The sequence below is a fragment of the Wenzhouxiangella indolica genome (assembly GCF_042310355.1).
Taxonomy (GTDB): Bacteria; Pseudomonadota; Gammaproteobacteria; order Xanthomonadales; family Wenzhouxiangellaceae; genus Wenzhouxiangella.
In genome coordinates this window covers 75306-90235 of sequence record NZ_JBHJMR010000008.1, presented here as the reverse complement: position 1 = coordinate 90235, position 14930 = coordinate 75306, and the positions used below count along the sequence as shown (strand labels likewise).

Annotated in this window: 9 protein-coding genes; 5 read left to right on the top strand and 4 right to left on the bottom strand. The window is 65.2% G+C overall.

Annotated features, from left to right (window positions below; genetic code table 11):
- Positions 1-26: 26 nt before the first annotated feature.
- Positions 27-953: a DMT family transporter gene (locus tag ACDC67_RS10310; RefSeq protein WP_376692867.1), complete on the bottom strand. Its 927-nt coding sequence runs from the start codon at positions 951-953 to the stop codon at positions 27-29.
- Positions 954-1157: 204 nt separating this feature from the next.
- Here ACDC67_RS10310 and ACDC67_RS10305 point away from each other — a divergent pair, with 204 nt between their 5' ends.
- A complete protein-coding gene (locus ACDC67_RS10305) occupies positions 1158-1316 on the top strand; it encodes a hypothetical protein (protein WP_376692865.1) in 159 nt (52 codons plus the stop codon).
- Positions 1317-1437: 121 nt separating this feature from the next.
- The gene (locus ACDC67_RS10300) at positions 1438-2229 is read left to right on the top strand and encodes a DUF1295 domain-containing protein (protein ID WP_376692864.1); all 792 of its coding nucleotides are present in this window, start codon (positions 1438-1440) and stop codon (positions 2227-2229) included.
- A gap of 634 nt (positions 2230-2863) precedes the next feature.
- Here the strand turns inward: ACDC67_RS10300 and ACDC67_RS10295 are convergent.
- The 3 genes from ACDC67_RS10295 to ACDC67_RS10285 are packed head-to-tail and all read right to left on the bottom strand — an operon-like array spanning position 2864 to position 6251.
- On the bottom strand, positions 2864-4033 hold the full coding sequence (locus tag ACDC67_RS10295) for an ABC transporter permease (protein WP_376692862.1): 1170 nt from the start codon (positions 4031-4033) through the stop codon (positions 2864-2866).
- Positions 4030-4770: an ABC transporter ATP-binding protein gene (locus ACDC67_RS10290; protein WP_376692860.1), complete on the bottom strand. Its 741-nt coding sequence runs from the start codon at positions 4768-4770 to the stop codon at positions 4030-4032. The genes ACDC67_RS10295 and ACDC67_RS10290 overlap by 4 nt, the downstream gene beginning before the upstream one ends.
- A complete protein-coding gene (locus ACDC67_RS10285; protein ID WP_376692859.1) occupies positions 4767-6251 on the bottom strand; it encodes an alpha/beta hydrolase in 1485 nt (494 codons plus the stop codon). The genes ACDC67_RS10290 and ACDC67_RS10285 overlap by 4 nt, the downstream gene beginning before the upstream one ends.
- Before the next feature lie 95 nt (positions 6252-6346).
- Between ACDC67_RS10285 and ACDC67_RS10280 the strand changes: the two genes are divergently transcribed.
- The 3 genes from ACDC67_RS10280 to ACDC67_RS10270 all read left to right on the top strand — a co-directional run bounded on the left by ACDC67_RS10280 (position 6347) and on the right by ACDC67_RS10270 (position 14637).
- Complete coding sequence (locus tag ACDC67_RS10280; RefSeq protein ID WP_376692857.1) at positions 6347-7270, top strand: ABC transporter ATP-binding protein; 924 nt, start codon at positions 6347-6349, stop codon at positions 7268-7270.
- Positions 7267-8052 carry an ABC transporter permease gene (locus ACDC67_RS10275; protein ID WP_376692855.1) on the top strand — a complete coding sequence of 262 codons (786 nt, stop codon included), beginning with the start codon at positions 7267-7269 and terminating at the stop codon, positions 8050-8052. Before ACDC67_RS10280 ends, ACDC67_RS10275 begins: the two co-directional genes overlap by 4 nt.
- A gap of 315 nt (positions 8053-8367) precedes the next feature.
- Positions 8368-14637, top strand: coding sequence for a carboxypeptidase regulatory-like domain-containing protein (locus tag ACDC67_RS10270; RefSeq protein WP_376692853.1), 6270 nt, complete (start codon positions 8368-8370; stop codon positions 14635-14637).
- Positions 14638-14930 lie beyond the last annotated feature (293 nt).

Sequence of the window (14930 nt, the reverse complement as noted above, 5' to 3'; positions counted from 1 at the left end):
ACGCTTTCTGAATCCACTGGTTTCCACTAACTGGCCGGCGGTGCCGGCTCGCCCGCCGGCGGCCGGCGCCAGCGCGCGCGCAGGGTGATCCAGAGCACGCCGGCGAGAACCAGTCCGCCGCCGGTCAGCAGGCGCGGGCCCGGCCGGTCGCCCCAGAAAAGCACCCCGAGCAGCACCGCCAGGATGGGCACCAGCAACAGGAACGGGGTGATGAGGTTGACCTCGTGGCGCTGGATCAGCCAGTAGAAGCCGCCGTGGCCGATGATCGAGGCGGCCACGGCGGAGTACGCCACCGCGTACCAGACATCGGGGCGTTCGATCGTTACCCGCAGCACGTCCGAGGGGGTCTCCAGCCAGATGGCCAGCAGCCCCAGCGGGACGACCGAAAGCAGGGCGTTCCAGGCCTGGAAGCTGAACACGCCGATTCCCTTGAGCCGACGCATCAGTATGGTGCCGGTGGCCAGCGACAGGGCCGACAGCAGCACCAGGGCCACGACGTCGAGTTGCGACAGGACGAGCGGATCGAGCCCCATGACCAGCACGCCGCCGAAGGCGATCAGGATGCCGCTGGTGGTGCGCCAGCCGATGCGTTCGCCCAGCAGCAGCACCGCCATCAGGGTCGAGATCGGCACGTAGATCTGCATCAGCAGCGCGATCGACGACACATCCTCGGAGCGGCCGAGGGCGAGAAAGACCAGCCCGAAATGAATGGCGCCCATGGTCCAGCAGCAGGCCAGCAGGGTCTTCCACTGATCGCGCGCCGGCACGCGCAGAAAGGGTGCCAGCAACAGCAGGACCAGGCCGAAGCGCACGACCGTGAAGGTCACCGGCTCGAGAATGCGCACCGCCCAGGCCGCGGCGATGAAGTTCCCGGCCCAGAGCAGGCAGATGAACAGCAGAAACAGGAAATGCGGGACGGGCATGGCGGCGCAGAGGGCTCGACGGCGGCCCATTGTGCCCGATTCGGTGCGGTCGGGCCGCCCGATCCCGCCAATCGGTGGACGCTGACTGTCAGCAAGTGGACGAAAACTGTCACTTTTGCGCCCCCGTGCGGCCCGAAAACCGGCTGATGAGCCGATAAATGGGTTTTTCGAGGTGGTTGGCACGCCTTCTGCATTAATCACTGCGAATGGCAAAACTGACAAAAGGTGCCTCCCATGGCAGAGAACATCCGAGCCGCTGAACAGGAACAAGACGTGGAGCTGGCCGCCCACGGTGAAGAAAACGGATTCGACAACCTGCTCGCCGACGAAGTGGTCGTCGAGTGGCTGATGCAGCTCGAGCAGGAATCACACCTGCGCGCTGTCGCCGGCTGAAGCGAGCCGGCACTCGACCCGAATTCGGGAAGGGGAACCCGCGGCGCACTTCGGTGCGCCTGTCTGACCGGCCGGCAACATCGGTCGGATGCCGACGCCCGCCTTCACGGCGGGCGTTTGCTTGTCTGCTAATGTCGATTCCATGGAACTGGTGATCGCTCTTCTCGGCTGCGCCGCCGTCATGGCGGTGATGTGGCTATGGCAACTTCGCTCGCGGCGAGCCGACTGGGTCGACGCGGCCTGGGCGGCGCTGATCGGCGTCCAGGCCATCGCATTCGCCCTGGTCGGCGACGGTTCGGTCGAAAAGCGCCTGCTCGCGGCCATGCTCGCGGTGACCTGGTCGAGCCGTCTCGTCGCCCACCTGGTCCAGCGACTCGCCGGTCACGCCGACGAGGACGGCCGCTACCAGTCCATGCGCGAGCACTTCGGCGCGCGCGCCAATCCCTTCTTTTTCGCATTCTTCATGCTGCAGGCCGTGGTTGCCTGGCTGTTCGCCCTGCCCGTGTGGGTGGTGGCCAACGACCCTTCGTCGGCGCTGTCGTTCTGGGTGGTGGCTGGCGTGGTCGTCTGGTTCATCAGCCTCGCCGGGGAGTCGCTGGCCGATCGTCAGCTGGCCGCGTTCAAGGCCGATCCGTCCAACAGCGGCCGGGTGTGTCGCGAGGGGCTGTGGCGCTACTCACGTCACCCCAACTACTTCTTCGAGTGGCTGCACTGGTTCAGCTATCCGCTCGTGGCGGTCGGTGCGCCCAATCAGTGGCTGGCCTGGCTGGGGCCGGTCGTCATGCTGCTGTTCCTCTACCGGATCTCCGGGATCCCGTATACCGAGAAGCAGTCGCTGAAGTCGCGCGGCGACGCCTACCGCGAGTACCAGCGCACGACTTCGCCGTTCATTCCGTGGCCGCCGAAGGGATAGGAAGGGTCGCTACGTTGGCGGGCGCATCATCACACCGTGGCGATCACCCCCCGGACGCCGAGGAAAGATCGACCGCTGGCACAGATGCGTTACGGCCTTTGGCCTCCACACATCCTACGTTTCGGGCGCGTGCCCGGGGCCAGCCGCCGGGGCGTAGGATGCGTGGAGCGCAGCGCAACGCATCGGGACGACGTGGTGTTGGCCCCCGGACGCCGAGGAAAGATCGACCGCTGGCACAGATGCGTTACGGCCTTCGGCCTCCACGCATCCTACGATTCGGGCACGCGCCAGGGGAGAGCCTTCGGGTCGTAGGATGCGTGGAGCGGAGCGCAACGCATCGGGACGACGTGGTGTTGGCCCCCGGACGCCGAAGAACGACCAACCGCCGGCACAGATGCGTTGCGGCCTTCGGCCTCCACGCATCCTACGTTTCGGGGGCGTGCCTGGGGAGAGCCGTCGGGGCGTAGGATGCGTGGAGCGTAGCGCAACGCATCGGGACGACGTGGTGTTGGCCCCCGGACGCCGAGGAAAGATCGACCGCTGGCACAGATGCGTTACGGCCTTCGGCCTCCACACATCCTACGATTTGGGCACGTGCCAGGGGCCAGCCGCCGGGTCGTAGCGACTCTCGGGTCTACCCGGATGTGAAGATCAGCCTGGGGCGGTTGTAGAGGGTGCCGGCTACGGCGGCCAGGAGGCCGGCGAGGGCCGATGTGGTGCCGATACTGTAGCCGAACCAGGCCCAGTTGATTGCCTCGCCGCGCACCAGCTCCAGGATCAGCACGTTCTGGCTCAGCAGGGGGATCAGGGTCATCCAGGTCTCGGCGCGGCTGGGGTCGATCAGGATCCAGAAGCTGGGGATCATGGGAATGATGATTACCAGGCCCATGTAGCTCTGCGCCTCGCGGAAGCTCTTGGCGAACGACGCCAGGATGGTCAGCAGCGCGGCGGCCAGCAGCGCCGCGGGCGCGACCAGCATGAAGGCCAGGGCGGCGACCCGGAAGTCGAGGTTGAGCGCGATGTCCATCGAGGCGACGGGCAGGAAGCCCATGGCGTAGACAAAGGCGACCAGGCCCAGGGCAAGGGTGGCCAGGGCGAAGAAGGTGGTCGCGCAGAGTTTTCCGGCCATGATCTGCCAGCGCGGCAGCGGGTTGATCAACAGCGGCTCGAGCGATTTGCGTTCGCGTTCGCCCGCCGTCGTGTCGATGGCCATGTGCATCGAGCCCATGAACACGGTGATCAGGATGAAGTAGGGCAGGAAGGCCAGCACCATGCCGCCGCGCGATTCCGGCGTCGACAGGTCGGTGACCACGCTGTTGATCGGCCGCGTGATTTCCGGATGCACGCCGCGCATCTGCAGCCTGAGCTGGCTGACCTGCTGGCTGTAGCCGTTGAGGTAGGAGCGCACCCGGCTGATCGAGGTGCCGCTGTAGCGTCGCGACTGGTCGGCGATGATTTCCACGCTGGCGGGCCGGCCGGCCTCCCAGTCTTCGGCGAAATCCGGGCCGATGCGCAGAACGACTTCCTCGTCTTCCCGGCGCACGGCCTCTTCCGGGTTCTCGGGCGGCGCTTCGATCAATACGCCCTGGCGCTCGAGAAAGCCGATCAGGTTGGGCGCGTTCTCGGCGCCGACGATCGGCAGCTCGAGCTGCGATTCCATGCGCTCGGCCGCCTGGCTGGCCATGAAGGAGATCATCACCGCGAAGATCACCGGCCCCATCAGCGGGCCGATAACCAGGGTGTTGAGGATGACCCGCCGGTCGCGGAAGTTGTCGAGCAGTTCCTTCAGGAAAACGGCGTTCATGCGAGCAGTCCCTCGGCCGATCCGATGAGTTTGACGAAAGCGTCTTCCAGGTTGGCTTCACCCGAGCGGGCCAGCAGCTGCTCGGCCGTGCCCTCGGCCGCCACCTTGCCGTCGGCGATGATGACGATGCGATCGCACAGGGCGGCCACCTCCTGCATGATGTGGGTCGACAGCACGACGCAGCAGCCGCGCGCCTTCAGCTGCCGCAGGAATTCGCGCAGCGCGCGGGTGGTCATGACGTCCAGGCCGTTGGAAGGCTCGTCGAGCAGCACCGTCCTGGGCGCATGGACCAGGGCGCGGGCAATGGCGACCTTGACGCGCTGCCCCTGCGAGAAACCGGGGGTGCGGCGGTCGATGAACTCGCCCATGTCCAGGATCTCGACCATCTCTTCGGTACGGCGCTCGATATCGGCCTTTTTCAGACCGTGCAGCTTGCCGTAGTAGCGGATGTTCTCGCGCGCGGTCAGGCGGTCGTAGAGGCCGCGCGAGTCGGGCACCACGCCGAGCGCGCGCTTGATTGAAAGCGGTTGCTCTTCCGGGTCGATGCCGTCGATCCGCATGGAGCCCGAGTCCGGGCGCAGCAGGGTGTAGAGCATGCGCAGCGTGGTCGTCTTGCCGGCGCCGTTGGGGCCGAGCAGGCCGGTGATCTCACCGTCGCGGGCGGTAAAGCTGACGTCGTCGACGGCGACCACCTTGCCCTTGTTGAAGGTCTTGCGGAGATTTCTGGCTTCAATCATGGCGCCGGTCCGAGCAGGTCGAGGAAGAAGGGTTCGTGGCCGATGCGGTCCATGCATTCGACGTCGAGCTCGTCGACGCTCGCCTGGCGGACGAACTGCGTGGTGATGCCGCTCATGCAGGGATTGGTCAGCACGATGTGGCCGCGGCCGTTGGCCACCAGGTGGCGGCTGTCGGAAAACTGCTCGGCGGCCTCTTCGCCGTATTCCGGCGGCGTGACCGGGTCGAGCTCGCCGGACAGCAGCAGAACCGGCACGTCGGCGTCGAATGGTGCGTGGAAATCCGGCGGCGTCTCGCCTGCCGGCCACCAGGCGCAGACCTGCTCGTAGATCTCGCGCATGCTGTCGCCGAGCAGGGTCTGCGAATGGTCGACGCCCTCGGGCCAGATCGGCCAGTCCTCGCTGCAGCCGACGGCGAAATTCAGGCCGATGGCGATCATGTCGTTCATCTGGTCGGAGACGATCATGGCCTGGCTGGCCAGGCGCTCGGGGCTGCCGGTGCCGGCCGCCTCGTGCACCAGGTAGGGGATCATCATCTGGCTTTCGGGGTTGTAGGCGAGAAAGCGCAGGGCCGAGGCGAGCACGTCGCGCGAGAAACGCAGGTCAACGCCCTCGCCGGTGCGTGGATGGGTGACCACCACCTGGGGGCTCTGTTCACGGTATCGGGCCTTGAGCGCTTCGAACGCCTCCTCGAGGCCGGGGAAGGCTTCGGCGCAGGCGCTGTCTTCGCGGCACTCGGCGAACAGTTTGCCGAGGGCGCGGTCGAGCATCTCGGCGTGTTCGGCGCCCAGGGCCAGGCGCGTGGGCACGACCCCGTCGAGCACCACGCTGCGAACGCGCTCGGGATGGTTGCGCAGGTAGACCTGGGCCATGCGCGTCCCGTAGGAACCGCCGATCAGGTTCAGCGACTCGAAGCCATAGGCCTCGCGCAGTGCCTCGAGATCCCGCGCGCCGTCGCTGGTGGTGTAGTAGCGCACGTCGGCGTCCCAGTCGTCCAGGCAGTCGCGCAGTTGCCGGTTGAGTTCTTCCCAATCGGGTTCGAGCCACAGCTCGCCCTGCTCGTCGAAACTGCATTCGAGCGCGTTCGAGCCGCCGGTGCCGCGCTGGTCGAGAAAGATCAGGTCGCGGTCGCGGTTGAGCTCGCGCAGGGCGGCCTGCACGATCGGCAGGGCGTCGCGCGCGGACTGCCCCGGCCCGCCGGCGAGAAAGACGACCGGGTCGGGTCGGGCGGTGCCGGCGCGCGCCGGCTTGACCGCGAAAGCCAGGTCCAGCTGTCGGCCCTCCGGCTCGTCCGGGTTCTCGGGCACGCCTATCGTGCCGCACAGGGCCGAAGCCGTCAGGCGACCGCCGGCGGCCGACATTTCGCACTTCGACAGTTCCGCCCAGCGATTCTCGCCCGGCCCGGTCTGGGCCAATGCGGGGGTCGCGAACAGCGCGGCGGCCAGGATCGCCGCCAGCGATTGAAATCCGGATTTGATTCTCACGTATACGGGCCCAAGATGAATAACCCGGCAAGGCAGGCCGGGGACAGCCTGCTATTCTGCCTTGCCGCCCGAACGAAACCAATAGGCCAATTGTCATGAATGCGCTGGAAGTCCGCGACCTTCGAAAGGTCTATCGCAAGGACGTCGTCGCCCTCAAGGGCGTGAACCTGTCCGTCGAGGAAGGCGATTTCTTCGCCCTGCTCGGGCCCAACGGGGCGGGCAAGTCGACGCTGATCGGCATCGTCAGTTCGCTGGTCAACGCCACTTCCGGCGAGACGAAGGTGTTCGGGATCAGCGTCCAGAAGGAGCGCTCACGCGCCATGGCGCAGATCGGCCTGGTGCCGCAGGAGGTCAACTTCAACCAGTTCGAGAAGCCGTTCGATATCGTGGTCAACCAGGGCGGCTACTACGGGGTGCCCCGCCGGGTCGCGCGCGAGCGCGCTGAGCACTATCTCAACAAGCTCGGCCTCTGGGACAAGGCCTTTGGCCCGTCGCGCCAGCTCTCCGGCGGCATGAAACGGCGCCTGATGATCGCCCGCGCGATGGTGCACGAACCCAGGCTGCTGATTCTCGACGAGCCGACCGCCGGCGTGGATATCGAGATCCGCCGCTCGATGTGGAAGTTCATCGCCGACATCAACGCCGCCGGGACAACCGTGATCCTGACCACCCACTACCTCGAAGAAGCCGAGAACCTGTGCAACAACGTGGCCATCATCGACCACGGCGACATCATCGAAAATACCTCGGTCAAGGCCCTGCTCGGCAAGCTCCAGGTCGAGACCTTCGTGCTCGACCTGCGCGAGCCGATCGACACCCTGCCCGAGGTCGACGGCATCGAGATCGTGCGGCGCGATGCCTCCACGCTGGAGGCCAGCATCCCGAAGTCGCGCAGCCTTAACCGGCTGTTCCGCGTGCTCGAGGAGCAGGGCGTGGAGGTCATATCAATGCGCAACAAGGCCAATCGCCTGGAGGAGCTGTTCATGCGCCTGGTCGGCATTGAAGGAGAGGCGGCATGAGCGTCGAGGTCACCGCAGGCACTTACTGGACCGGCTACAAGACCATCCTGATCAAGGAGGTCACGCGCATCGTTCGGATCTGGCCGCAGACCCTGATTCCGCCGGTGATCACGATGTCGCTGTACTTCGTCATCTTCGGCTCGATCATCGGCCGCCGCGTGGGCGAGATGGGCGGCATCGACTACATGGAGTTCATCGTGCCCGGCCTGATCATGCTGTCGGTGATCACCAACAGCTACGGCAATATCACCAGCTCGTTCTTCGGTGCCAAGTTCGGCAAGCATATCGAGGAGCTGCTGATCAGCCCGCTGCCGCCGTGGATCATCCTGGCCGGCTACGTTTCGGGGGCCATCTTCCGTGCCCTGGTTGTCGGTTTCCTGGTCTGGCTCGTGGCCGGGTTCTTCTCCGGCTTTCACATGCACAACGTGGCGGTGACGCTGTCGATCCTGCTGCTGACCTCGATCGTTTTCGCGCTCGGCGGCTTCATCAACGCCGTGTTCGCGCAGAAATTCGACGATATCGCCATCATTCCCACCTTCGTTCTGCAGCCGATGACCTACCTCGGGGGCGTATTCTTTTCGGTCGGCCTTCTGCCGGGCATCTGGGCGACGCTCGCCCTGGGCAATCCCATTCTCTACATGGTCAACGCCCTGCGTTACGGCATGCTGGGCATCACCGACGTATCGCTCGGCCTCGCGTACTTCATGATCCTGATTTTCGGCGCAATTTTGCTGTTCTTCTCCCTGTTCCTGCTGCATCGGGGCGTCGGTCTTCGCACCTGACGGGCAGATTGCCATATTCGAAGTTGGCCATTTGACACGCCTATCCGACTTCGCATAGTCTCCAGCAGACCGGATGGTGAGTCCGTCTGTCTCTACCAGCTGAAAAAAGCCCTGAATCAGGGCAAAAGATTCTGGATCGAATGTCCCTTCGCGGCGTTTTTGTCGCGTTGGTGCGGTCGGGATTCAAGGCTCGCAGAGGCGATGGTTTCACCAGCCACACAAGCAAACGAACAACCACGTGCCTTGGGAGGGTTCATGGAATCGGTTAGAAATCGAATACTTTTACCAACACTGCTCTGTCTGAGCTGGATGTTGTTGGCCGCGACAGCTGTCGCGTCCGATGGCGTCGAGTTCGTGCAGCCCGATCTCGAAGACCGGCTGCAGTCGGGCGAGCAGATCGATCTCCTCGTTCAGTTCGAGGTTCCGGATTTGAGCCGGGCCTACGACATGAGCTGGGAAGAGCGTGGCCGCTGGGTCCACAAGCAGCTCAGCGCTGCTGTTGAAGATACCCAGACGGACGTGCGCAAGCGCCTGGAAAAGCAGGGCGCCGAAGTGCAGTCCCTGAAGCTGGGCAACATGATGATCGTCACGCAGTCGGACTACCAGCTGTTCGACAGCGTGCGCTCGGCACCAGGCGTCAAGCGGATCTACGAGAAGCCGGAGTTCGAACTGTTCGACTCCGAGGATGAGGACACCACCCTGGGCGGCGGCCCGGTGGCCAACCTCGACCAGATCAAGGCGACCGACGTCTGGGATCAGCTCGGCTTCCGAGGCCAGGACATCGTCGTCGGCCTCAACGATTCCTCCCCGCGCTACACCCATGAACTGCTGGTTGACGGCTACCGCGGCAACGACGGCGGCGGCAGCTTCAGCCACGACTACAACTGGTTTGATCCCAACACCGGTGCTTCCGAACCCTTCCCCGAAGGTCACGGAACGCTGGTGGTCAGCATCATGACCGGCGACTCCGGCGGCACGCAGACCGGGGTGGCCCCGGACGCCGAGTGGATCGCCTGCGGCGGTTGCGCTGGCGGTTCCTGCGCCGGTGTCTACCAGTGCCTCGACTGGATGATCGCCCCGACCGATCTCAACGGCGACAATCCGGATCCGGATCAGCGCCCGCACGTGGTCAACAACTCCTGGGGCAGCTGCTCCACGACCTACGACACGAGCCTGGATCCGCTCTGGGATTCGATGTACGCCGCCGGCGTGATGCCGTTCTTCTCCAACGGCAACTCCGGCAACTGCGGCTACGCCTCACCGCCCGGACTGGACACGGTCGGCAACCCGGCCCGTTCCGGACGCGTGATGGGCATCGGCTCGACCACGCAGACCGGCGGCAATTACGCCACCCATTCCAACTGGGGCCCGACTGACAACGACAACCCGGGATCGCCCGACTCGTTCGATCACTTCGGTTACCCGGATCTCAAGCCCAACGTGTCTGCACCGGGCCAGGGCATCCCCGGCGCCAGCAGCGGCAGCGACACCGGAACGACGTCCTCGACGGGCACTTCCTTTGCCTCGCCGCACGCCACGGGCGCCGCGGCGGTCATGCTCAGCGCCGCCCCCTGCCTGGTGGGCGACCACCAGACCATCGGCTCGATCATGATGGAAACCGCTGTTCCGGTCGACTACGACGGCGGCGGTGCCGGTGATCCGGACGTCGAACCCGGCGTCAATCACCCGAACTACGCCGCCGGCTGGGGCGAAATCGATCTGCTCGCCGCCACCCAGATGGCGATTGAGCAGTGCGGCCCGCGCGGCACGCTTTCCGGCACGGTGATCGATCAGAACACTTCGGTTCCGGTTGCCGGAGTTCTCGTCTCCACCGTCGATCCCGAGGGCAACACCATCGAGGCGACGACCGACGCCAACGGCTTCTACAGCATGAGCCTGCCCGAGACCGGTTCCGGCGAGGTCTACGACATCGAGTTCTCGCGTAACGGCTATGTCACCACCCTGATCACCGACTTCACCATCGCGGAAGACGAGGACGTCACGCTCGACGTCGACCTCGAGCCGGTCGCCGGTGAAACGGTCAGCGGCAATGTCGACGACGCCAATTTCCCCGGCGACGGGGTCGAGGGCGCCGAGTTGCTGTTCACCGACGGTGACGGTTTCTCCTACGGCCCGGCTACGACCGACGCCAACGGCGACTACAGCCAGGATCTTCCGGCGGGTCAAACGTACGACGTGTCCATCAGCGCCGAAGGCTACGAGTCCCTCGACGACAGCATCGGCGAAGTCACCGGCCCGATCACGGCCGACTTCACGCTCAATGCCGGCCTGATCGAGCTGCCGGCCACGGCCGCGCTGACGGTTGATCGCGGCGACAACGGGTCGACCACCGCTACCATCAACAACACCGGCACGGCGGATGCCGAGATTGATCTCGCATTCGGTGGGTCCGGTGCGGTTCTGACCGAGGACTTCGAAGGCAGCTTCCCGCCGAATGACTGGAACGTCGTCAATGATGGCGATTGCCCCTGGGAAACCACCGACGACTTCCCGATGCCCGGCTGGACCGGTGATTTCCGCGCCGCGGCCGCCGACAGCGATGCCTGCGGAAGCGGTTCGGCCTCCGACACGTCCCTGGTGACCCCGTCGTTCAGCCTGGCCGGCGCTTCAACCGCCGCGGTCGATTTCGACCTTGCCATCAGGTCTCTGTCGGCAACCACCGTTGATGTCGATATCAGTGTTGACGGCGGTGCCTGGCAGAACGTCGAGAGCTGGCAGGGCGAAGATGTCGCCTATCCGAACGACCCCGTGCTGCCTCAGAACCTTGACCTGTCTGCCTGGGCGGGCGAGGACGATGTCCGCCTGCGCTGGCGCTATCAGGCCGGCTGGGACTACTGGGTCGTGGTTGACGACGTCGAAGTGACGTCCGACAACGCCGGGGTTCCCTGGGCCAGCGTCGATCCCGAAACCGTGACGGTTCCGCAGGGCGGGTCGGTCGACGTCGACCTGAACGTTGACGCCACTATGCTGGATGTCGGCACCTACAACATCCCGCTGATGGTTACTGACGGCAGTGCCTACGACGTGACGCCGACCGATTTCGAGGTCACCGTCGAGGCCGTGCCGGAAATCATCCTGCCCGAGCTGATCGAAATGACGGTCGAGTACCCGACCACCGGAACACAGAGCATCGATGTCGAGAACATCGGCGGTCTGTCCGGGGATGTCGATCTCACCTTCGAGCCGGAGCCCTTCGTCGAAGACTTCGAAGGCGGCGACTTCCCGCCGGAAGGCTGGACGGTTACCGACGACAGCTCACCGGCTTGCCCGTGGCTGACCACCGACGACTACCCGATGAGCACCTTCCCGGGCCTGGTCGCCGGCAGCACCCGCGGTGCCGCGGTCGACAGCGACAGCTGCGGCGACGGCGTGAGCGTTGATACCTCGCTGATCAGCCCGGTCATCAACCTCGGTTCGCCCACGCCGGCCTCGCTGGAGTTCGACTTCAGCCAGAACGACTTCGGCGGCACGACCACCACGGTCGAGGCGACCACCGACGGCGGTGACACCTGGCAGGTGCTGGCTACCTACACCGGTGCCGTCAACGATGACGCGGCCGCCCGTGAAACGGTCGACCTCGCCCCCGTTGCGGGTAACCCCGAGGTCCAGATCCGATTCCGGTACGTCTCCGGATGGGACTGGTACGTCTACGTCGACAACGTCGAGATCGAACTTCCGCCCGTCGACTGGGCCGTGGCCAATCCGGCGACCGTGACGGTTCCGGCCGAAAGCACCACCCAGACCGACGTCGAGGTCGACACCTCGCTGCTCGATGGCCCGGGCGTTTACGAAGCCACGCTGTACGGCTCCGTGGATTCCCCGATTGCCATTGCCCCGTCGCAGCTGATCGTCACCGTCGAGCCCGGCCAGGATCTTGCCGGCATCAACGGCACGGTTCAGAGCCTGGGCTACTGCGGATCGGATCCGTTCGACGCCGCCGGTGCGACCATCAGCATCGTTGGCCAGAACGACACCTACACCGCGACGGCCGACGAGAACGGCTTCTACGAGATCTACATCCCGAGCGATGAAACGCCGGTTGATATCACCGCGAGCGCGCCCAACCACCTTGACGGCACTGATACCGGTGTTGAACTGGTGCCGGCCGACTCCATTACGGTGGACTTCAGCCTCGATCTCGACGAGCCCTGTGTCGACACGGCACCGGCAGACTTCAGCTCCACGATGGATCCGGGTAACACCGACACGCAGACGCTGACGATCGGCAACGCCGACGGTGCCGGCCAGCTCGACTGGACGCTTGAAGAAGCCGAACCGACCGTGCTCGCCGCCGACGGCGAATCGGGTGCGGGTGCCGGCCTCAACAGCGGCAGCCACGACGGCACCGACATGTTCGCCGCCTTTGGCGACGAGCTGCCGGCAGCCACGCGTGTCGGCCCTGCCGGCGCCTTTGACTGCGACGGCGCACCGGGTCTGGTCATCCACGACGACGGCACGATCGAGAACGGCTACTCCGGCAACCCGGCCGTGGCCACCGACGTCACCGTGATCGAAGGCTTCGAGCCCGAAGGCGAGCGCGTGCTCGGCACCGTGTGTGTCGCGCTGCTGTCGCAGGGTCCTGAATCCCGGGACTTCGAGCTTGTCGTATTCGACGATGACGGCACCGGCGGCGGCCCCGGCACGGAGATCGCCGCGGTACCCGCGACGGCCACCGGCCTGCCGGACGGCCTTCCGGACCCGATCGTGTGGTACAGCGTGGACCTGACCAGCGAAAACATCGTGGTCGAGTCCGGCCGTGTCTATATTGGCGCGCGCTGGGAAGTTTCCGATCCCAATGTGTTCCTTGGTTCGGACGAGGACGGCCCGGGCGGCGTGGGTGCCGGCTACTTCCGCACCGACGACGGTGAGTGGAGCGAGCTGGGTACCGCCGAGACCTTCCCGGAGTTCTCTGCCTTGTTCGTTCGCCCGCAGATGCAGTCGCCCTCGGGCTGCGCATCGCCGAGCGACGTGAGCTGGCTGAGCTTCTCCAGCAGCAACGGCAGCGTTGCCGCTGGCGGATCGGAAGACGTGGACGTGGTCATCGACAGCTCGGGTCTCATTCCGGGCGACTACGAGGCCAGCATCTGCGTCAACAGCAATGATCCGGAGAATCCGGTCGTCGCTGTGCCGGTCAGTCTGACGGTTACCGCACCGCCGAGCTTCGCCACGATCTCCGGCAACGTCAGCAGCCTGGGCTATTGCGAGAGCAATCCGTTCCCGGCCGAAGGCGCCGAGCTTGCGGTGACCGGACAGTCCGGTACGACCTTCACGACGACGGCCGACGCCAACGGCGATTACGCCATCGCGTTCGACTCCGACGACGCACCGGTTGATGTCACGGCAAGTGCGCCGGATCACGTCAGTGAAACGGAAACCGATGTCGCTCTGAGCGAAGGCGGTAGCGTCACGCTCGACTTCGATCTGCAGATCGAACTGGGCTGCACGTCGATCTTCGAGGACGAGTTCCTCGCGGTCCTCGAGGCAGGCGGTTCGGAAACGCAGACGATGACGATGGTCAACGACGGCCTGGCCGAGGCCACCTTCGAGCTGACGACGTCCAACACCACGCCGGCGGTCAACGTCGACCTGATGCGCATTGGTCATCCGGGTATTGATCGTGACGGAGATGATTCGTCTCGAGCCGGCTCGATTGCCGCGTTCGACGGCGAGGTGCGTCGGGTGAGCGTCCAGCCCAGCGGCACTGACCTGAGCGTAGGCGTACTGTCGCCTGACGATGAGGTTGGCGGATTCCCGCCGACCAATCTGGTCGATGCGCTCAACTCCTTCCCCGACGTAACGGCGGAGTTCTACAGCGGTACCCTGGCCGATGTCACGGTCGCTGATCTGGAGTCTTACGATGTGGTCGTGACCACCAACAACAATCAGTGGGGAGCCGCCAATGCCGACGTGGCTGTTGGTGACGCCCTGGCCGATTACGTTGACGCCGGTGGCAGCATCGTGTTCTTCAACTTCCCGTTCGATCATGCGGGTTGGCAGTTGGCCGGACGATATATCGACGATGAGTACGGCCCGTTCAACATGGCTGACGCGGACGCGACCGGTACGGTGACGATGGACATCACCGACACGGAACATCCGATTTTCGAAGGTGTTTCCACCCTCGAGTCGGATACGATCCGGATCAACGTTACGCCGCAGAACGACGCCGAGTTGATCGCCGAGTGGAGCGACGGTGAAGCCCTGATCGCGTACAACGACTACGCGGTCGCCTTCAACGCCCTCTACAGCGCTGACGGTGCCGACGCCTGGACCGGCGACCTGGACCTCATGGCCTACAACGCCGTGAAGTTCATCGCTGGCGGTGGCGGCGGCCCGGTCGATTGGCTGAGCCTCTCGCCCGAGACCGGCAGCGTCAGCGCCGGCGGTCAGTCGGAAGTCGATGTCATCTTTGATGCCACCGGCTTGGCGGACGGCACCTACACGGCCGACGTCGTGGTCGAGCTCGACGAAGGTGACGGCGAGATCGTCACCCGCACGGTGCCGGCAACGCTGATCGTCGGTGAAGACGGTGACGTGCTCTTCCGCGACCGTTTCGAACAGTAATAAGAAACCGCGGAGATACTGGGTCGGGTGCCACAGGCACCCAACCCGGAACTTCAGGGCCGGCGGACTTCCGCCGGCCCTTTTTTTTTGGTGCGCCAGGCATGGCGCGAAGCGCCATAGACTGGCGCTTTCAACCGTGGAGGGAAACCGAAGCGGGAAGTGGCCCGAGGTGCGCACTCCGAAATCCTGAGAAGACGCGGGAAGCCCGAATGGGCGACGGCGCCCTGGAGTGCGTGCGGCAAGGCCGGGGGGAATTCAGCGTTGCGCCGCCGGCAATCTGCGTAGGGAGCCGA